At 33.1% G+C, this 20,097-nt stretch carries 17 protein-coding genes; 5 read left to right on the top strand and 12 right to left on the bottom strand.

Annotated features, from left to right (window positions below; all coding sequences use genetic code 11):
- Nucleotides 1–56: 56 nt before the first annotated feature.
- From CLU81_RS22620 to aspA, 6 genes are all read right to left on the bottom strand, one after another.
- The gene (locus CLU81_RS22620) at nucleotides 57–1,004 is read right to left on the bottom strand and encodes a bestrophin family protein (RefSeq protein WP_099711885.1); all 948 of its coding nucleotides are present in this window, start codon (nucleotides 1,002–1,004) and stop codon (nucleotides 57–59) included.
- Nucleotides 1,005–1,050: 46 nt separating this feature from the next.
- Nucleotides 1,051–1,773 (bottom strand): hypothetical protein, encoded by a 723-nt coding sequence (locus CLU81_RS22615; RefSeq protein ID WP_099711884.1) that lies wholly within the window; start codon nucleotides 1,771–1,773, stop codon nucleotides 1,051–1,053.
- 77 nt (nucleotides 1,774–1,850) lie between these two features.
- Nucleotides 1,851–3,254: a HAMP domain-containing sensor histidine kinase gene (locus CLU81_RS22610; protein WP_099711883.1), complete on the bottom strand. Its 1,404-nt coding sequence runs from the start codon at nucleotides 3,252–3,254 to the stop codon at nucleotides 1,851–1,853.
- A gap of 1 nt (nucleotide 3,255) precedes the next feature.
- Nucleotides 3,256–3,930: a response regulator transcription factor gene (locus CLU81_RS22605; protein ID WP_099711882.1), complete on the bottom strand. Its 675-nt coding sequence runs from the start codon at nucleotides 3,928–3,930 to the stop codon at nucleotides 3,256–3,258.
- Between the two features lie 132 nt (nucleotides 3,931–4,062).
- A complete protein-coding gene (locus CLU81_RS22600; protein ID WP_099711881.1) occupies nucleotides 4,063–5,331 on the bottom strand; it encodes a BamA/TamA family outer membrane protein in 1,269 nt (422 codons plus the stop codon).
- A gap of 654 nt (nucleotides 5,332–5,985) precedes the next feature.
- Nucleotides 5,986–7,395 (bottom strand): aspartate ammonia-lyase, encoded by a 1,410-nt coding sequence (gene aspA / locus CLU81_RS22595; RefSeq protein ID WP_099711880.1) that lies wholly within the window; start codon nucleotides 7,393–7,395, stop codon nucleotides 5,986–5,988.
- A gap of 302 nt (nucleotides 7,396–7,697) precedes the next feature.
- Between aspA and CLU81_RS22590 the strand changes: the two genes are divergently transcribed.
- A complete protein-coding gene (locus tag CLU81_RS22590; protein ID WP_099711879.1) occupies nucleotides 7,698–8,276 on the top strand; it encodes a pentapeptide repeat-containing protein in 579 nt (192 codons plus the stop codon).
- A gap of 163 nt (nucleotides 8,277–8,439) precedes the next feature.
- On the opposite strand, the gene CLU81_RS22585 is transcribed toward CLU81_RS22590, so the two are convergent.
- Nucleotides 8,440–8,952 (bottom strand): hypothetical protein, encoded by a 513-nt coding sequence (locus CLU81_RS22585; RefSeq protein ID WP_144444541.1) that lies wholly within the window; start codon nucleotides 8,950–8,952, stop codon nucleotides 8,440–8,442.
- Between the two features lie 240 nt (nucleotides 8,953–9,192).
- Between CLU81_RS22585 and CLU81_RS22580 the strand changes: the two genes are divergently transcribed.
- Entirely contained in the window at nucleotides 9,193–9,918 is a 726-nt protein-coding gene (locus CLU81_RS22580; RefSeq protein ID WP_099711877.1) for a hypothetical protein, read from the top strand.
- Nucleotides 9,919–10,009: 91 nt separating this feature from the next.
- On the opposite strand, the gene CLU81_RS22575 is transcribed toward CLU81_RS22580, so the two are convergent.
- The 4 genes from CLU81_RS22575 to glyA all read right to left on the bottom strand — a co-directional run bounded on the left by CLU81_RS22575 (nucleotide 10,010) and on the right by glyA (nucleotide 13,981).
- Complete coding sequence (locus CLU81_RS22575) at nucleotides 10,010–10,507, bottom strand: GNAT family N-acetyltransferase (RefSeq protein ID WP_099711876.1); 498 nt, start codon at nucleotides 10,505–10,507, stop codon at nucleotides 10,010–10,012.
- A gap of 22 nt (nucleotides 10,508–10,529) precedes the next feature.
- A complete protein-coding gene (locus CLU81_RS22570; protein ID WP_099711875.1) occupies nucleotides 10,530–11,570 on the bottom strand; it encodes a GMP reductase in 1,041 nt (346 codons plus the stop codon).
- A gap of 391 nt (nucleotides 11,571–11,961) precedes the next feature.
- Nucleotides 11,962–12,555 (bottom strand): tRNA-(ms[2]io[6]A)-hydroxylase, encoded by a 594-nt coding sequence (locus CLU81_RS22565; protein WP_055097892.1) that lies wholly within the window; start codon nucleotides 12,553–12,555, stop codon nucleotides 11,962–11,964.
- Between the two features lie 151 nt (nucleotides 12,556–12,706).
- Nucleotides 12,707–13,981, bottom strand: coding sequence for a serine hydroxymethyltransferase (gene glyA / locus CLU81_RS22560; protein ID WP_056251471.1), 1,275 nt, complete (start codon nucleotides 13,979–13,981; stop codon nucleotides 12,707–12,709).
- Nucleotides 13,982–14,089: 108 nt separating this feature from the next.
- Between glyA and fahA the strand changes: the two genes are divergently transcribed.
- Entirely contained in the window at nucleotides 14,090–15,373 is a 1,284-nt protein-coding gene (fahA, locus tag CLU81_RS22555; RefSeq protein ID WP_099711874.1) for a fumarylacetoacetase, read from the top strand.
- A 399-nt stretch (nucleotides 15,374–15,772) separates the two neighbouring features.
- Here fahA and CLU81_RS22550 read toward each other — a convergent pair whose 3' ends face one another.
- A complete protein-coding gene (locus CLU81_RS22550; protein ID WP_099711873.1) occupies nucleotides 15,773–16,810 on the bottom strand; it encodes an agmatine/peptidylarginine deiminase in 1,038 nt (345 codons plus the stop codon).
- Nucleotides 16,811–16,997: 187 nt separating this feature from the next.
- Between CLU81_RS22550 and CLU81_RS22545 the strand changes: the two genes are divergently transcribed.
- Nucleotides 16,998–18,518 (top strand): choice-of-anchor I family protein, encoded by a 1,521-nt coding sequence (locus CLU81_RS22545; protein ID WP_099711872.1) that lies wholly within the window; start codon nucleotides 16,998–17,000, stop codon nucleotides 18,516–18,518.
- Between the two features lie 202 nt (nucleotides 18,519–18,720).
- Nucleotides 18,721–19,986 carry an OmpA family protein gene (locus tag CLU81_RS22540; protein WP_099711871.1) on the top strand — a complete coding sequence of 422 codons (1,266 nt, stop codon included), beginning with the start codon at nucleotides 18,721–18,723 and terminating at the stop codon, nucleotides 19,984–19,986.
- Nucleotides 19,987–20,097: the final 111 nt, after the last annotated feature.

The following is a 20,097-nucleotide window of genomic DNA, read 5'->3' as shown; positions in this document are numbered from 1 at the left end:
AAAAGACAACACCTATAAAGATGTTGTCTAACTAACAAATTAAAACCAATATTAATTTATAAAACGAAGTAAGCGTCGTTTTCCGCTTTTTTAGGTTCTGGTTTCAGATTAAATTCTTTGATGATATCAAATTCACTTTGAAACTCGTTTAGCATTTGCATTAAGTTTTTCTCGATTGTATTCGAAATCGCTGTAACTGGCGTATCTGTTGGTCTGTTTTCAAAAGGATCCTGCAAATGAATTGCCATTCTTTCGATCAAAAAGAAAGTTCCTCCAATCATTGTAATCAACGGAACTGCAAACCAGCTCAACAAACTAATCAAACCAAAAGGCAATAATAGAATGAATAAATACAATGTCATTCTAATATACAAGCTGTAAGTCGTTGGAAAAATCGTGTTTTTAATACGCTCACATTTCCCCATTGCATCACATAATCTTGTCAAAGTGCTATCAATTTCTACTTGCTGATACATATTAAGACGTTTGTCTTTTCTGGCAATTCTTAAATCTCTTGCGTGAAGCAACAATATCGCATTTGGAATGTTTTGATGATTTTTTACAAAATTCAATTCTTCTTCGCTAATAAATTCTTTGATGGGTTTTATAGCATCTTTATTTCGCAAAGCTTGCCCAAGACTATAACACCAAGCAATTTGTCTTTTGGTGAAATTTTCTTTGAATTCATTTGCTTCTACAGAAAAATCTGGGTCTTTGTAAAAAGTCAGCATTTGTCTTACCAAAGTTCTCGATTCGTTTACAATTGATCCCCAAATAATCCTTGCTTCCCACCATCTGTCATAAGCTTGATTTGATTTGAAAGCTAATAATAAAGAGATAATTGTACCTACCATTGTTGGAATCGCAATTGGTATTTCGACTGCTACGCTTCTGAAATAATGGTGAACAATTTCAAACAAAATCGTATAAGTCATAACCAGGGCCAGCTCGACCTTGATTTTCCCCAGTACATATCGCATTGGTATTCTTTTCTTTAATAACATATTTTCTGTTTTTAATTAAAACTATATTTTAAAAGAAGATTCGGTTTTAAACCAACTCTTCGTATAATGAAAGCACCGGAAGTCCGAGTTTTTCATTTATATTTTCTTTTTTTGTTTTCTTGAATTTGATTTTCTCGCCTTTGCGTGTTTCTACCAACAAATCGATGTCATATTTAGAAATTGCTTCGGATAAATAAGGGGCAAAATTTTCGTAATTATCATCAAAATTGGCTGTTTGGCTTACGATTTCATAAGAGAAGTTGTCGTTCAAAAATTGTTGAACATCCTTAACATGCATATTCGCATTTCCGTTTTCGATATAAAGTGCTTTATTGAAATCGTTTTTAGCCTGTTCAAGTCCTAAATGTAAAATTGGACATTTTTGGTTTCCAGCTAATTGAATCAAATATTGATGAATACGTTTTGTTTCTTGTTTATAAGAATGTGTCAGAATTACCAATTTAACAGAGAAAACCTCAATTATGCGTCTAAAAATTGGTGAAGAAAGTCCGTATTGATTGTGTACTTTAATTTTACAGTTTGGTGTGTGTTCTATAATATATCTGCAAGTTTCCAGAACTTCTTCCTGACTTGTAGTAAGTCCGGTTCTCATTTCGCGTAAAAAATGCGAAGACGAAAAAGCGTCCGGAGTATCAGAAACCATCATTAAAATGATTTCACAGTTTGATTCTTTTGCTTGGTTAACTGCAGATTTTACAGCACAAATAGTATCATCTTTTAGAGTGGTTGGTATAAGGAAATTTTTCATATGTATAATCTTTTAGTTTATACATACAAAATAACTCCACGCAAATTAGAAGGGTCTTAATCTAATATTAGATTTTTCTAAGATTCAACATTAGAATTTTTAATGTTGTTTTTCTTGATGTTTGATTTGTTAAAAACAATCGTTACAATTGTACCTTTATTTTGTTCCGATTGTACCTGAATTTCACCATCATGCATGCGGATAATTTTTGAAGCCAAAGGAAGCCCTAAACCGTAACCTATATATTTAGCTGCAATTTTCCCTCTAAAAAAAGGTTCATACAAATGCGGAATATCTTCTGGCGGAATTCCGATTCCGATATCATTAATCGAAATTTTAATCCATTCCTGATTAGCAGAAAGCGTAACGAAAACTTCATTATTATCCGAATATTTAACTCCATTCGTAATAATATTGTTTATTGCCAATTCAAGAAGCGGTTTATTGCAGGGAATTAAAAGTAAATTAGAATCTTTTGGCGCAAAATTAAGCTTGATGCTCACACGATTATCCGGATAAATTTTATCTAAATCCGATTTTACATCCATTAATAATTCGTCGATTCGGGCAATATCCAATACTTGTTTTTTTCCGTCGTAACCCGTTTGAGTGAGTTTCAACAAACTTTCGGTTAAGTTTCCTAATCTCGAAGCCTGATTGTAAATATTCTCTAAAGATTGAATGTATTCCGGAACTTCTCTTTCTTTAAGAAGCATAATTTCCGACTCTGCAATAATGGTTGTTATTGGCGTTTTTAATTCGTGAGAAGCATTATTGATAAAATTCGCCTGAATCTCAAAAGAGGTTTCCAATCGATCCAACATATCATTAAAAGTCTCTGTAAGATCTGATATTTCGTCTGAGTTTTTAACTTCCGGCAATCTGTTGTGCAGGTTTGAGGCACTAATTCTGTTTACTTCTTTGGTAATTCTTGCAACAGGATTAATAACACGTTTGGCCAGAAAACGTCCTAAAAAGAAGGCTAAAAATACAAATCCTATTCCTCCAAAAAGCATAATTTTTACGATATAAATTGTCGTTGTTGGACCTCGACGATCGCGTGCGCCAACAATTACAATATATCGCTGATTATTCTCTGTGAAAACTTGTCCTAAATAATACTTATTATTTACTTCATAATAATCTTCACCGGTTTTTAGAACATTGGTATAAAACTCATTCGGAAGATTCAATTTTGTATTATAATCAAAACTATTGGCGCTGTTTATTTTCAGCACAAATTCTTCTTCTTCAATAAGTTCCTCTAACCCGTTTTTCTTCAGATTTTTATAATACTTTATTTTTTCAGGATCTTTTTGAAAATGAATTGAAGCCACAATTTTAGCTCTGTCTTCCAGTCGTTTTAAGAAATGATAGCGATTATTTTCGCGAAATAAAACAAAAACGATGATACACAATAATAGTGTACTAAAGGTAGAAAGTGCTACATATGTAAAAGTTATTTTTTTTCTTACATCCATTTTATGGCTTTAAAATATAACCTAAACCTTTCATTGTATGAATAAGTTTAGTCGAATAAGGCTTATCTATTTTCTTTCTTAAATACGTAATATAAACATCGACAACATTGGTATTCATGTCAAAATTAATATCCCAAACATTGTCCAAAATCTGATCGCGAGACACAATTCTACCCGTGTTTTTAGCCAAATAATACAGTAATTTGAACTCTTTTGCGGTTAAAATAATCGATTCTCCGTCTCTTTTTACAGATTTGGCTTTTCCGTTTATTTCTAAATCGCTGATTACAATAGTATCTACTTTTTCGGTATCCTGATTTGCTCTTCTGTTTAATGCATTTACCCTTGCGTCAAGTTCTCCAAATTTAAATGGTTTTACCAAATAATCATCGGCACCGGCATTTAATCCCGTTACGATATTTTCTGAAGTTCCAAGCGCTGTTAAAAGCAAAACGGGAACAAAATTCTTGCTGGCACGCAATCTTCTACAAATTTCGATTCCGTTAATATCCGGTAACATAACGTCGAGAATTACAACATCAAAATTGTAATTATGAATCATTTCAAGAGCTGTTTTACCATCAAGAGCAACGCTTACTTCATTGTTGTTTTCGGCAAAACCTTTTCGTAAAATCGACAAAAGATTTGGTTCATCTTCGACTATAAGTAATTTCATCTTAATTTGTGTATGGTTAACAAAAATAAGAATTGAGTTTAAAATAAGCCTCAGAATATTTTAATAATTATGATTTAATTGTGAAGCGTGCAACTTTTGTGTCTTAAAAAAGTGTCAACAATAGTCTATATCTCAAAAAGTTTCTCCGGCATTTAGATAAAATCCTTTAGAATTATTTCCCCACGCATAATCAACAATAAGATTGGTTCTCGTTTTTTTATCAATTAAAATACGCAAACCAACGCCCGCCGCAGGCTGAACCGAACTAAACAGTGCTGTATTTGTGTCGCTATTACTTGCGGTTACAAAATTGGTAAAAACGACTCCGCTAAACATTTGATTACAAGTAATTGGAAACCTGAATTCTGTCGAAAGATATACTAATCCGTTTCCTCTAAACAATCCTTGCGTGTATCCTTCTCCACTCCTGCTTCGCTGATCCCAACCAATCGCAGGCAAATTCAAATACGGAACTTTTCCTCTGGTTACGAATTGTCCATACGTCCAGATTCCTAATATATATCCTTTGTTCTTGCTCGAAAGTGGAAAAAAACCTCGATATTCTGCGTACAAAACATTACTATATTCCTGATTATGAAACAAAACGGGATTAAATCGATAATTGATATTGGCAAACCAGCCATGTGTCGAATTTACCTGATTGTCTCTTGAATCGTGAACTAAATTAAGACTCATTCCACTCAAAAAGTACTCTAAATTATTGAATCCATATTTTTGGCTGTAGTTATAATGATACGTAAATTGTCCGTTTTCGACATCTAAATCCTCATCTTCTATATTCGAATACCAATCAAGATTTATTCCGCCGCCAACATAAAAATTCTTAGCGACTTCAAACGAAACAGTTTGATGAAACTTGAAATAATTATAATCCATAGGTTCTGCAATAGAATCGATACTAAATCCTGCTTTTTTGCTGTGATGCGGAATAATATCTGTTCCTAATCCGTAATTGGGCTGCGAAAAAATATACAATCTATAATCTCCGCTTAAAAAAATCCTGTTATTTCGTAGTAATATATTATTCTTGACATTTACAAGCCATTGTTTTTTAACGGTATATGTTATGCCTAAATTAGCGATAGAATATTTGTCTGCTTCTTGCTTTCCTTTAAAGGTATATTGCGCAACGGCTCCAAAAAAGAATCCCGTTGCCGGCTGAGAACCAATAGCAGGAATTATTAAGAAAAAATCATTTTTTGTGGGTTTGACAACATAAGCTGAATCTTTCTTTTTGAAGATTTCTAATATTGTTTTTGGAGGACATATTTCCGGATTAGAAGTTTCGGTTTGTGCGTTCGAATGAAATGAAATAAAAAAGAGTAACCCTAAGATTTTATATTGATAATGGAAGTAAATATTTTTTAAAGATTTTATCATTTTAAAATTTCATTTTCTAAATAACATTCAATCCTCATGTAAATATATAGCTAATTTTCAACATTTTACACAACAATTCTTATTAAGAACAATGCGATATGTAATTAATTTAAATATACTTTGGAGATGTAAAATCGTAAAGGTTTTGTCATTTCGAGAAAGGAAAAATCACACACGTAAATCTACAAAGATTAGTAACTGTACTTTTTATGGCACGCGGATGACACGGATTCGCTATCGCGAAAACGCGGATTTACGCTGGTTTTGCTCGCAGTTTTGTCATTTCGACGGAGGAGAAATCTCCACGAGAAGCTCGACAAAGATTAGATTCTCATTGCGAAGTTACTTGCGAAGATTTCTCCTCCGTCGAAATGACAAACTATACGAAAATATTCTTATGGAAATGATTGACCTAGCCCCGATAGCCCCGATAGCCCCGATAGTCCCGAAGTGTCGGGAGAAAATCCTTTTGTGTCCGCCGCAGCGGACACAAAAGATAGAAATCAAAACAGCAAAAACACAATGAAAATCCGTGTAAATCCGCGTTTTCGCGATAGCGAATCCGTATCATCCGCGTGCCATAAAAACCCCACTGTTAATAAAAAAAGCCGTCGATTTACTGACGGCTTGTTATTATATTTTTTATACCAAAACTTACTTTGTGATAAATTTTGGATGAATTAAATTATCCAAAGAATAAATTTCATCCCATTTTTCCTGAGTAATTAGTTTTCTTTCGACTACAACAATTTCATGAACGCTTTTATTCATTTTTAAAGCTTCTCCGGCAATACTTGCGCTTTCCTCGTAACCTAAAATTGGATTTAGTTGCGTCACGATTCCAATGCTGTTCATGACCATATTATAACAATGATCAACATTTGCAGTAATTCCTGTAATACATTTATCGATTAAAGTTTGAATTGCATTCGAAAGATAATCCAGCGATGTAAACATTGCAAAAGCAATAACTGGTTCCATTACATTTAGTTGTAATTGTCCCGCTTCTGCTGCCATTGTAACGGTTAAATCCTGCCCAATTACATAAAAACAAGTCTGATTTACAACTTCTGGAATCACAGGATTTACTTTGCCCGGCATAATCGAAGATCCTGGCTGACGTGCCGGCAAATTGATTTCGTTGAAACCTGTTCTTGGTCCTGAACTCAACAATCTTAAATCATTGCAGATTTTAGAAATTTTTACCGCCGTTCTTTTAAGCGTTCCCATAATTTGAACGTAAGCTCCGGTATCTACTGTAGCTTCGATTAGATCTGGTGAAAGTGTCAACGGAATTCCTACTTCTTTGGCTAAATAATTCACGCAGATTTCCGGATATCCTTCTGGCGCGTTTACTCTTGTTCCAATTGCTGTTGCTCCCATATTGATTTCTAAAACCAAACTTTGAGCTTCTTTTAATCTTCTAACGTCTTCTCCAATTGTTGTAGCATAAGATTTAAATTCTTGCCCTAAAGTCATTGGAACGGCGTCTTGCAATTGCGTTCTTCCCATTTTCAGGACGCTTTTAAACTCTTCGCCTTTTGCTGTAAAAGCTACTTCTAAACCTTCTAAGGTTTTAATGAAGCTTTCCATTTTTAAATAAAGAGCAATTCTAAACGCCGATGGATAAGCATCATTTGTAGATTGTGAACAGTTTACATGATTATTGGGATGTAGAAAATTATATTCTCCTTTTTTATGCCCAAGATATTCTAAACCTATGTTTGCGATTACCTCATTTGCATTCATATTTACAGATGTTCCTGCTCCGCCCTGAATTAAATCGCTTACAAATTCCTGATCAAATTTACCGGCAATTACCTGATCGCTTCCGTAACAAATCGCTTCGGCAATTTTTGCGTCAAGTGCGCCACAATCTTTATTGGCAAGAGCTGCGGCTTTTTTTACATAACCTAAAGCTTTGATAAATAATGGCTCTTTTGAAATTGGAATTCCTGTAATATTAAAATTTTCTACAGCTCTAAAAGTTTGGATACCATAATACAGATGATCCGGAATGTCTAATTCTCCTAAAAAATCATGTTCTTTTCTTGTTGATCCCATATGATATAAATTGTTTCGTTTTTACTTTAAAAATCAGCGTAAAGCTACATCAAATTAGAACTACAATAAAATATTGAATCTTAAAAAAATCATAGAATTTTCAGTAATTTAATTAAATATATAAAAAACCAATATTCAAACGATCTCAAAACCTCAAATCATTAAGAATGTCATTATTACAAAAATGCAAGTTTCTGAAAAACATCAAATTGATTTTTAGTTCTGTTTTTATAAAAAAACGCTTTTAGAATAACACTTAAAATTAGTACCTTTCGGACTCAAATAAAGATTAAAAAACAGCATTGAAAAAAGAGTCCGAATATTTCCTTGATAAAGAATACAATACCAAAACTTATGGTAAAGACGATCTTAATTTTAAGGATTTTGAATGTTGTGTTTTTAATAATTGTAATTTTTCTGCCTGTACTTTTTTAGCGGTTACTTTTATTGATTGCGTTTTTAATGATTGCATTTTTAATGAATCCAAAATTAATTATGTAGCTTTTAGAACGGCAACTTTTAACCGTTGCGAAATCAAAGAAGTGAATTTTGCAATGTGTGATAAACTTATTTTTGAAGTTCACTTTCACGATTGCATTCTGGATTTTTCGAAGTTTTATACTTTAAAAATAAAAGGTACCACATTTACCAATTGCAGCTTGATTGCAGTCGATTTTATGGCAACTGATCTTACGAGTGTTTTATTTGATAATTGCGATTTATACCGCTCAGAATTTGATAAAGCGATCGCCAACAAAGCGGATTTTAAAACCAGTTACAATTATACTATTGATCCTTCAAAGACCAAACTGAAGAAAGCTGTTTTTGCTTTGAAAGAGTTGAAAGGATTGCTGTTTAAACATGATATTATTGTGAGTTAAAGAAATAAAAAAGCCAGTTATAAAACTGGCTTTGATTAATATATTTTTTACTTGGGAAATTACCCTACTATAACATCTCTTTTCATAATAAATAATTTTAAATTAATTTATATAACAATATTATTGATTAAATAATATGTAACCTAATTATTACTGTTAATTGTTAGCCAACACCTAAATCATCACCTGATTTAAATTTCTTATCTGTAATTGCGTCTTTAGAATAAAAATCTTTCACAAAAACATTCGTAAAACCGGACAATGAATGCTTCGCAATTACCGTAAGTCGAATATAGGATGAATTATCGGTCCAATTTAATTCAATATCTTCAGTTGTCCGAACTCGCATAGCATGAAGACCATTAGTATCACTACTCTTTTTGCAAGGAATATAAGAAATGAAATTATCTTTCAAAATGATATCTTTTCCTTGAATATTCATTCCGCCAACTCCGCCCACTTGCTTGTAAAAAGTTGGTTCGACTCTAATATCAAATATTTCTGAATTTGTATTATTGATGAATTTAAAAAAGTAGTTTGTTTGTCCCTCAAAAGTTACTTTACTTATATGTGAAGATATTTCAATTTTTACTCTTTTCCGATTCAAGAAATACATTAAAAATAAATACGATGATACTACACCTGTAATAATACTGATTAGTATTCCTAAAATCATCTCTTGCATTTCTATCTAAATAATTAATTTCGACAAATATACATTTTTAAATTTTAACAAGTAAAGTATTGTTTTTTTTTAATTATTGCACTTGTAAAGTGCAAAAGGTCCCTTTGATAGAAATACTTTTCCTCAAAGAAATTTTATCAATTATCTTTTTATATTTTTTTTCAACAACATCTAAATTTTTAACTTCATTTAACATATTTTTGCAACCATACAATCCAATTTACAAACAAAATGGCAGAATTAGAAGTAATTAAACATACCAAAAAAATGCATGAAGTAGCAACAAGCAAAAAACATAGTTTTGTAGAAAAAGTAAAAGAAATTGGTTTAGAGATTTTCATTATCGTTTTTGCAGTTTCCTTATCGATTTGGCTTCACGGATGGAGCGAACACAGACACGAACAAGATCAGGTTAAAAAGTTTTTAGTTGGATTAAAGTCTGATATTCAAAGTGATGTTAATGACAGCAAAACTATTATCAAACAATATCAGGAATTTGGAAAACTATATACTTCTCTAAGTAAATTAGATAAAAACAAACCTTATGATAAGGATAGCTTAAAAAAGCAACTTCCGATTATTAATATGAATGTTTATTTAAGACCTAATATTTACAGATTTAACGGTTTTGTATCTTCAGGAAGAATTGGAAATATTGAGAACGATTCTCTTTCTTTAAATATCCTGAAATTCTACCAACAAACACTTTCAGAAGTAAATTCGTCTGAGTCTGGCTGGATGTCAAACCAAAACAAATTAGAGCGTTATCTTGAAGACAATCTTACTAATCCTGAAAGTATCGAAGATAATTGGAGAGTTTTAAGCACTCCAAAAGGAAAAGAATTATCAAGGAATTTAATTCCATGGAATCAGATTTACGAACGATACAATAATCTGATTAAATCCGGAGAAACTATCATCAAACAAATTGATGAAGAATATGATTTAAAGAAGTAATACAGAAGAAACTAAATACAAAAAGACCTGATTTCAATTAATAACGAAATCAGGTCTTTTTGTATTTTATAAGTATTTTTCGAATGAATTATTACAATGGTTTCTTCATCACATAATCTTCCATTAAATAACCTTTTCCAATATCAATGTTTACTTCATCGATAATTTCAAAACCTATTTTCTTGTAGAATCCTAATGCCGAATTAAAGCGGTTTACATTTAAAGATAAAGCTGTTGAGTTATTTTCTGAAGCTAGTTTCCCGATTTCATCAATAACTTTTTTACCGATTCCTTTTCCTTGGGTTTCCGGCAAAAGATAGATTTTATGAATTTTTGTTACTGCTTCTCCGTTATAATTATGTTCAATTCCGATAAAACCTATATTAGTTTCACCTTCGTAAATCATATAAAACAATTGTTCTCTTTTATTGTATTGCTCCGTTAAAGCTTCATCAGAATAAAAAAGATCCAACATATAATCCAATTGTTCTTTTGATAAAATTTCACCATAAGTAATTGGCCATGTAATATGTACTATAGTCTGAATTTGCTTGATGTCGCCTATAGCTGCTTCTGAAATTGTGATCATATTGTATTTTAAATGCTGTTTATTATTTAGTAAATATTTGATTTTCCTGTTCGCTTACTCTAATAAAAGTGGTGCGTTTGGTTAATTCTTTCAATCTTGAAGCGCCTACATATGTACAAGTGCTTCTTAAACCTCCCAAAATATCCAATATTGTATTTATAACTTTTCCTTTGAAAGGTACCTGAACCGTTTTTCCTTCGCTTGCTCTATATTCTGCAACTCCTCCAACATGTTTATCCATTGCGGTTGTAGAACTCATTCCGTAAAACTGTTTGAATTTTTCGCCGTTTACTTCGATCAGTTCTCCTCCGCTTTCTGTATGTCCGGCAAGCATTCCGCCTAACATTACAAAATCTGAACCTGCACCAAAAGCTTTCGCTACATCGCCCGGAGTACTGCAACCGCCGTCGCTAATTATGTGTCCGCCTAAACCGTGAGCAGCATCGGCACATTCGATAATTGCTGAAAGCTGCGGATATCCAACACCAGTTTTTACACGAGTTGTACAAACTGAACCTGGTCCAATTCCGACTTTTACAATATCGGCTCCAGCCAATAATAATTCTTCAACCATTTCGCCTGTCACAACATTTCCGGCAATAATAACTTTGTCAGGATATTGTTTTCGGGTTTGTTTTAAGAACTGTACAAAATGCTCTGAATATCCATTAGCTACATCGATACAAATAAATTTCAGTAACAGATTTGCGGTTATAATTTGACCGATTTTCGCAAAATCTTCCTTTCCGGTTCCGGTGCTTATTGCAATATAATTATAGAAATCCGGTGTTACTTTTTGCAGGAAGTTATTCCATTCTTCTAATGAATAATGTTTGTGAATAGCTGTAAAAAGCTTTTCTTTAGCGAGAACTTCTGCCATTTCAAAAGTCCCTACAGTATCCATATTGGCAGCCATAATTGGAATTCCTGTCCAGATTGTGGTACTGTGCAAAAATTTAAAATTTCGTTCTAGTGAGACTTCAGATCTACTTTTGAGCGTTGATCTTTTTGGTCTAATCATCACATCTTTAAACCCTAATTTCAGATCAGTTTCTATTCTCATGGTTTTAAATTTTCTGTTACTCTCAAAGATATAAATTTTGAAAATGACGTTTTTAAGATCAATAGAAAACTAATTATTCATTTATCAACAATCTCTTCAATTATTAATTATTAATTGTTGATTATTGATTGTGAAACTTTGCGTTTAATTTTTGACGCGGATGACACGGATTCGCTATCGCGAAGACGCGGATTTAAAACGGATTTTTTTGTTGGAAATGTTCTTATTGGAGCGCGTTTCGACTTCGCTCAACGTGACAAACGTAAACTGAAACTGAAAACTTTTTAATTGGAGCACGTCTTCGCTCAACGTGACAAACGTGAAATTTTTGACTGCAACAGAAAACCTGAAACCTGAAACCTGAAACAAGAAAAACCTGAAACAAAAATTCTTATCCGTGAATCGTTTCGCCTTTTCCGTAGTTTGTGATAATTGATTCTTCGTAGGCAAGCCATTCTCTCCAACGTTTTTCAACGTCGATTCCTACTCCGTATTTTCTGGCGTATGTAATGAATGTCGTGTAATGTCCAGCTTCGCTTTCCATTAATTCTCTGTAGAAAACGGCTAATTCTTCGTCTTGGATGTTTTCTGATAAAACTTTGAAACGCTCGCAACTTCTTGCTTCAATCATTGCCGAGAATAATAATCTTTCTACCAAACCTGAAACTCTGCTTCCGTCTCCGCTTTTCTTCATATATAAATAAAGTTCATTTACATAATCGTCTTTGCGCTCGCGTCCTAGTTTTAATCCTCTTTTGATAATGATATTGTGAACTTGCTCAAAATGATCGATTTCTTCTTTGGCTAAAGCCAATAAATCTTTAACCAAATCCTGATGTTCTGAGTTATTCGTAATAATAGTTATTGCGTTTGTTGCTGCTTTTTGCTCGCACCAAGCGTGGTCTGTCAGGATTTCTTCAATATTTTTTTCTACAATATTTACCCATCTTGGATCTGTTGGTAATTGTAATCTTAATACGCCCATTCTTTTATAGTTTTTTTGTTTCAAGTTTCACGTTTCAGGTTCTTTTAGGAACGAAAAAAGTTTAAAGTTTTGCTTTACGTTTTTTTACGCGGCACAAAACTTTAAACTTGAAACCTGAAACTTAAAACAATTAAGTTTTAAATTTTATTTTTTAGTATACGAAAATTGGTCTTTCGCTCATCATTTCGTTTACTTCGTTTGCTACTTCTTCAATAACTGCTTCATTTGTGTGATCAGCAAGTACTTTATCGATTAGTGCTACGATAGTTTCCATATCTTCTTCAACTAAACCACGAGTTGTGATTGCAGCTGTTCCAACACGAATTCCAGAAGTTACAAATGGTGATTTATCATCAAATGGAACCATGTTTTTATTTACTGTGATTTCTGCTTTTACTAATGCATTTTCAGCTTCTTTACCAGAAATATTTTTATTTCTTAAGTCAATAAGCATCATGTGGTTATCAGTTCCGCCAGAAATAATTTTGTATCCTCTTTTTACAAAAGCATCTGCCATAGCATTTGCATTTTTTTGTAATTGCATTGCATATGTAAAGAACTCATCTTTAAGAGCTTCACCAAAAGCAACAGCTTTAGCAGCGATAATATGCATTAATGGTCCACCTTGATTTCCTGGGAAAACAGCAAGGTCTAATAATGAAGACATCATTCTGATTTCTCCTTTTGGAGTTTTTAATCCTTGTGGGTTTTCGAAATCTTTCCCCATTAAGATCAAACCTCCACGTGGTCCACGTAATGTTTTGTGAGTTGTTGTAGAAACAATATGACAATGTGGAATTGGATCATTCATCAATCCTTTTGCAATAAGACCTGCAGGGTGAGAAATATCAGCAAATAAGATTGCTCCTACACTATCAGCAATTACTCTGAATCGCTCAAAATCCATATCACGAGAATAAGCCGAAGCTCCTGCGATGATTAATTTTGGTTGCTCTTTAGTAGCAATTTCCTGAATTTTATCATAGTCTAAACGACCAGTTTCAGCATCTACACCGTAAAAAACAGGCTTGTATAAACGACCTGAAAAGTTTACCGGAGATCCGTGAGTTAAGTGACCACCGTGCGATAAATCAAAACCTAAAATAGTATCACCAGGATTTAAACATGCGTGGTAAACTGCAGTATTTGCCTGAGAACCTGAGTGAGGCTGTACGTTTGCATATTCAGCACCAAATAATTCTTTGGCTCTGTCAATTGCAATTTGCTCAATAACGTCAACTACTTCGCAACCGCCGTAGTATCTTTTGCCAGGATATCCTTCTGCATATTTGTTAGTTAAAACAGAACCAGCTGCTTCCATTACCTCATCACTTACAAAATTCTCTGAAGCGATAAGTTCTAATCCGTGAATTTGTCTGTCTTGTTCCTCTAGTATAAGGTCAAAAATTTGTTCGTCGCGTTGCATTTTTTCGTTTTTCGTTAATTTCCTGCAAAAATACAAAAAAACGTTTGTCAAACTGTTAGATTATGATATATTTGACATAGAATTTTTCAACAAATAATTAACATTCACATGCCAATAACCGCCAACGATACCAAAAGAAAATCATGGTTAGAAGTACCAGAAAATAGTGACTTCCCTATTCAAAATATTCCTTTCGGTGTATTTCTTACTAAAGAAAATGTCGTTACAGTAGGAACGCGAATTGGCGATTATGCCATTGATTTAGGGGCTTTACAACAATTAAGCTATTTTGAAGGAATAGATTTAACCGATGATATGTTCATGCAGGACACGCTAAATGATTTTATTTCTGACGGAAAAAAAACATGGCGTCTCGTTCGAAATCGTATCGCTGATATATTCGACGAAAACAATCCACAGCTAAGAGATTCAACAAAAGATCGCGATATTGTTATTTTTAAAATTGACGATGTCGAGATGCAATTGCCTGTTTTAATTGGTGATTACACTGATTTTTACTCTAGTAAAGAGCACGCGACTAACGTAGGAAAAATGTTTCGCGACCCGGAAAATGCTTTACTTCCAAACTGGTTACACATTCCGGTAGGATACCACGGAAGAAGCTCAACTATTGTTCCGTCTGGGATTCCGGTTCACAGACCAATGGGACAAACTTTACCAAATGGGGAAAAATTACCTGTTTTTGGTGCTTCCCGTTCAGTAGATTTTGAACTTGAAACTGCTTTCATTACTACAGATGTAAACGTAATGGGAGAAAACATACCAAATCATGAAGCCGAAGATTACATTTTCGGAATGGTTTTATTGAATGACTGGAGCGCGCGCGATATTCAGAAATGGGAATATGTGCCTCTTGGACCATTCTTGGCCAAAAACTTTGCAACATCAATTTCTCCTTGGATTGTAACGATGGATGCTTTGGAACCTTTTAGAACTAAAGGTCCTAAACAAGATCCAACGCCGCTTCCTTATTTACAAACTAAAGGAAAAAAGGCATTCGATATTCATTTAGAAGTTTCAATACAACCGGAAAACCAAGAAGAAACTATTGTTTCTAAATCAAATTTCAAATATTTGTATTGGTCAATGGCACAACAATTAGCGCATCATACTTCAAACGGATGTCGTGTAAATTCTGGTGACATGATGGGTTCAGGAACGATTTCTGGTCCAACTCCTGATAGTTTTGGTTCTATGTTAGAATTAACTTGGGGCGGGAAAAACCCAATTAAGCTAAAAGATGGAACTGAACGTAAATTTATCGAAGATAATGATACTGTTATTATAAGAGGTTTCTGCGAAAGCAATGAAGTTCGTATTGGTTTTGGAGAAGTTTCAAGCCAATTATTAGCTCCTTTTGTGAGAGCTTGAAGAGAAGATAAAATATCTGAAGAGATATAGAAAATATAAAACCTTGGTTATCGCCAAGGTTTTTTTATGCCTTTTTACCACAGATTAAACTGATTTTCGCAGATTTTTATTTTTAATCGCGCAAAGACGCAAAGTCGCAAAGTTTTATTTGAATTGCCTCCCGCTTTAGCTGGAGGTATTGTATGCTAACAAAAAAAAAGGCTTTAGCCAAAATAAGAATTTGGCTAAAGCCCTTTATATTGACTTTATTTTGACCTCCAGCTAAAGCAGGAGTCTATTCAAAAAATTATTAACTTAAAACTTTGCGAAGCTTCGACTTCGCTCAGCCTGACAAAACCACTTTAAAGAATTAAAGAAACCTGCAAAAACCCTTTTAATCTGTGTAATCCGTGGCTAATATTAAGCTGGAATCTGTTGACTCAAGCAATGTAATGTCCCAAATCCCCAGATAAAATCGATACAACTAATTCCGATTACTTCTCTGTCTGGGAAACATTCTGACAATATATTTAGTGCAACTCTATCATTACTATCGTTAAAAGTTGGAACCAAAACACAATTATTCAAGATTAAGAAGTTCGCATAACTCGCCGGTAATCTTAATTCTTCAAAATCTACACGTTTTGGCATTGGTAATGCAACAATTGTTGGAGATTTTCCGTCTTCAAGTTTTGCATTTTGCAAACGCTTCAAATTATCCTGTAATGGTTTGTAATTTGAGTCGTTTTTATCTGTTTCTACAATTGTTACAATCGTATCTTCGTTTACAAATCGGCATAAATCATCGATGTGACCGTGCGTATCATCACCTTCTATTCCATCTCCAAGCCAAATTACGTTTGTAACTCCCAAGTATTCTTTAAAAACAGCTTCGTAATCTTCTTTAGTAAAGTTTTTATTTCGAACCTGAATTGAAGGATGCATCAAACATTCTTCTGAGGTTAATAAAGTTCCTTTTCCGTTTACATCAATTGCACCGCCTTCTACAATAACCGGTTTTCCTTTGTACATTACTTGTGTTAAAGGAACATCAATAAAATCAGCTATTTTACCCGGAACAAATTTATCTAATTGATAGTTTTTATATTTCGCCCAACCGTTAAAATTAAAGTTTAAAGCCTCTCTTTTCGAACCATTTTTAACAATAATTGGTCCAGAATCACGCATCCAGCTTCTGTTGGTTTTATGAATAATAAAAGAAACATTTGCAATATTTACTCGTGCTCTTTCAAGCATTTCAGCAACTTTTTCTTTTAATTTTTCATCGGCTACGACCAAAAAAACAGTTTCAAAAGTGGCTACTTTTTTAATAAATTCTACAAAAGCCCATTGAACTGCTTCGTATTTTCCTGGCCAGTCGTTACCATTATGCGGAAAACACAATACGATTCCTTGTTGTTTTTCCCATTCTGCTGGAAATCTTCTATTATTTGACATAAAGAGGTTCTAAAATTTAAAAGTGTACAAAGATAAGCATTCGGGAGGATTATAAAATAGTACAATGAAATCAAATTGGATTTATGCCAAAATATCTGATAAAAATTAAGTTAAAGATTAAATAATGAAGGCTTAATATAGGACGAAGTTCTGCGAATTAAATTTGGCAAAACTAAAAAACATTAAAATGAAAAAACTAAGCATCACATTACTAGCAGCTTTATCTATTATGGTAAGTTGTAATAATGATGAAAATTCAAAAAACGAACCAGAAATTGGAAGCAACGAAAATCCTGCAACTTTTAAAGAAATCGGTTCGATTACAATTGGAGGCGAAGGAGCTGCAGAAATCTCTGCATATGACGAAAAAACAAAAAAACTTTTTACAGTAAACAATAGCGGAACAAATCAAATCGATGTAATTGATTTATCTGATCCTACAAAACCAACCAAAATTGGTAAAATAGATTTAACTCCATATGAAAGCGCTTCAAACAGTGTTTCTGTTTTTGACGGAAAACTTGCTGTGGCTTTAGAATCAACGGTTAACAAACAAGGAAACGGAAAAGTTGTTGTTTTTAATACCAGCGATTTAAGTCTTGTCAAACAAATTACAGTTGGCGCATTGCCTGACATGATTACTTTTTCGCCTGACGGAAAATTTATTATGACTGCTAATGAAGGAGAACCAAGCACAGATTATTTGCAGGATCCAAACGGAAGTATTTCTATAATTGAAGTTGCAAATGGTTATGCCGTTACGACTTTAAATTTTGAGTCTTTTAGCGCTCAGGCAGCAACTTTACAAAAAGACGGTTTTAGAATTTCGAAATATGCAAAAAGTTTTGCTCAGGATATCGAGCCTGAATATGTAACTATTTCTGATGATTCTAAAACTGCCTGGGTAACTTTACAAGAAAATAATGGTGTTGCAAAAGTAGATTTAACATCTAAAACTATTACTGCAATTTATCCTTTAGGTTTTAAAGATTTCAATACTGCTGCTAATGCAATTGACGTAAGTGATAAAGATGACAAAATTGCTTTTAATCCATGGAAAGTTAAAGGTATGTATATGCCTGACGGAATTAGCCATTTTACAGCAAATGACACTCCATATTTTGTTACTGCAAACGAAGGTGACGCAAGAGAATATACTGCTTATTCAGATATTAAAAGAATGAAAGACATGAAGTTAGACGCAACTGTTTTTCCTGATGCTGCAACTTTAAAACTAGAGCCAAACTTAGGAAGACTTAATCTTATTACTGATATGGGAGATTCTGACGGTGATGGAGATCTAGATGAATTAGTAGCTTTTGGTGCTCGTTCTTTCTCTATCTGGAATGGAAACACTGGTAAAATTGTTTTTGACAGTAAAAATGATGTAGACAAAAAGACTCAGGAATTAGGAACTTATGATGACAAACGTAGTGATGATAAGGGTTCTGAGCCAGAAGCTGTAGTTGCTGTTAAAATGGGAACTCAAAATATTCTATTTGTTGGTTTAGAAAGATCTGATGCTTTTATGACTTATGATGTAACAAATCCTGCTTCTCCACAATATTTGCAAACTGTAAAAACTGGTGATGCTCCAGAAGGAATTCTTTTTATTCCGGCTTCTAAAAGTCCAACAAAAAGAAGTTTATTAGTAGTTAGCAGTGAAGGCGACGGAACGATAAAAATCTTTCAGCCGGATTTAAAATAATTTTCACATTTGATATTTCAAAAAAGGGTAAAACATTAGTTTTATCCTTTTTTTTTGTCTTTTATTGTGCTTATTTTAACTTATTTACATAATTAAAAGCTAAAAGGTGGGAATTATGTAAGAGGCTATAGAACGCATTCTAAAATGTGTCGCATAATTTTGTCATGAGTTTAAAATAAAAACCGAATTAAATTTAGATATCATGAAAAAGAAATTAGCTTCCCTATCCCTCGTATTACTATCATTTGCAGCAAATGCTCAAAATATGGCCACTACTTCAACTCAATCTTCAGTTGATCAACCTGCATACAATAAATGGTCTATTGAATTAAATGGTGGTGTAAACAAACCAATGCGATCAATGACTCCTGGTTATTCCAGCGAAACCTTTGGTCTTTTTCACACAGATTTAGGTGTGAGATATATGTTTAATCCTAAATTTGGATTAAAACTGGATGTTGGTTATGATCAACTTCAGGAACGCAATGACACACCTGAGTTCGACAGCAAATATTACAGAGCAAGTTTACAAGGAGTTGTTAACCTTGGTAGAGCTTTAAACTTTGAAACATGGACGAACACTTTTGGTTTATTAGCGCATGGTGGTTTTGGTGTTTCTCAATTGAGTAACGACGATGGTTTTGATGGAAAAGATTACATGGCTCATGGAATCATGGGATTAACTGGACAAGTTAGATTAAGCAATAGAGTTGCTTTAACCGGAGATTTAACGGGAATTATTAACGGAAGACAAAACCATAACTTTGATGGGCATGGAATTCCAAATAATAGTTCGTTAGAAGGAGTATTATTAAATGCTTCTGTTGGTTTGACCTTCTACTTAGGTAAAAACGAAAAACATGCAGACTGGTATTCAGAAGACAATGAAAGATTAAATAAATTGGAAGATAGAGTTACTACAATTGAAACTAATCTTATTGATACTGATAAAGATGGTGTTGCTGATTTGTATGATTTAGAACCTAATACTGTTTCAGGAGTTGCTGTAAATACTAAAGGACAATCTATTGATAACAATCAAAATGGAGTTCCTGATGAATTAGAAAGTTATTTAGATAAAACTTATGCTAAAAAAGGCAGCGAAGGCGCAACAAACAATACTGTTGAAGAATTGATTAACGGTGGATATGTAAATGTTTATTTTGATTTTAATTCTTCAAAACCAACAAATGCTTCGTTATCCGGTGTTGATTTCTTAGTGAAATACTTGAAAAACAATCCTGGTAAAACTGCCGATATTATTGGTTATGCTGACGAAATTGGAAATTCTAGTTACAATATTGAATTATCAAGAAAAAGAGCTGAAGCTGTGAAAAAAGTAGCAGAAAATGCTGGAATCGATGCTTCAAGATTGAATGTAATTGCAAATGGTGAAGACACTTCTGTGAATAAAAAATCTAAAGAAGCACGTCAAATCGTGAGAAGAGTTACTTTCCAAGTAAAATAATCTTATTATTAATAAGAATAAAAAGGAGCAACTTCAAATTTGAAGTTGCTCCTTTTTTGTTATAAATTATAAATATTCTCAGAGTTTTAAAAAATCTAGATTTTCAATACC

Source organism: Flavobacterium sp. 9 (assembly GCF_002754195.1).
Taxonomy (GTDB): domain Bacteria; phylum Bacteroidota; class Bacteroidia; order Flavobacteriales; family Flavobacteriaceae; genus Flavobacterium.
The sequence above is the reverse complement of the archived record's forward strand: the minus strand, read 5'-3'. Positions and strand labels throughout refer to the sequence as shown.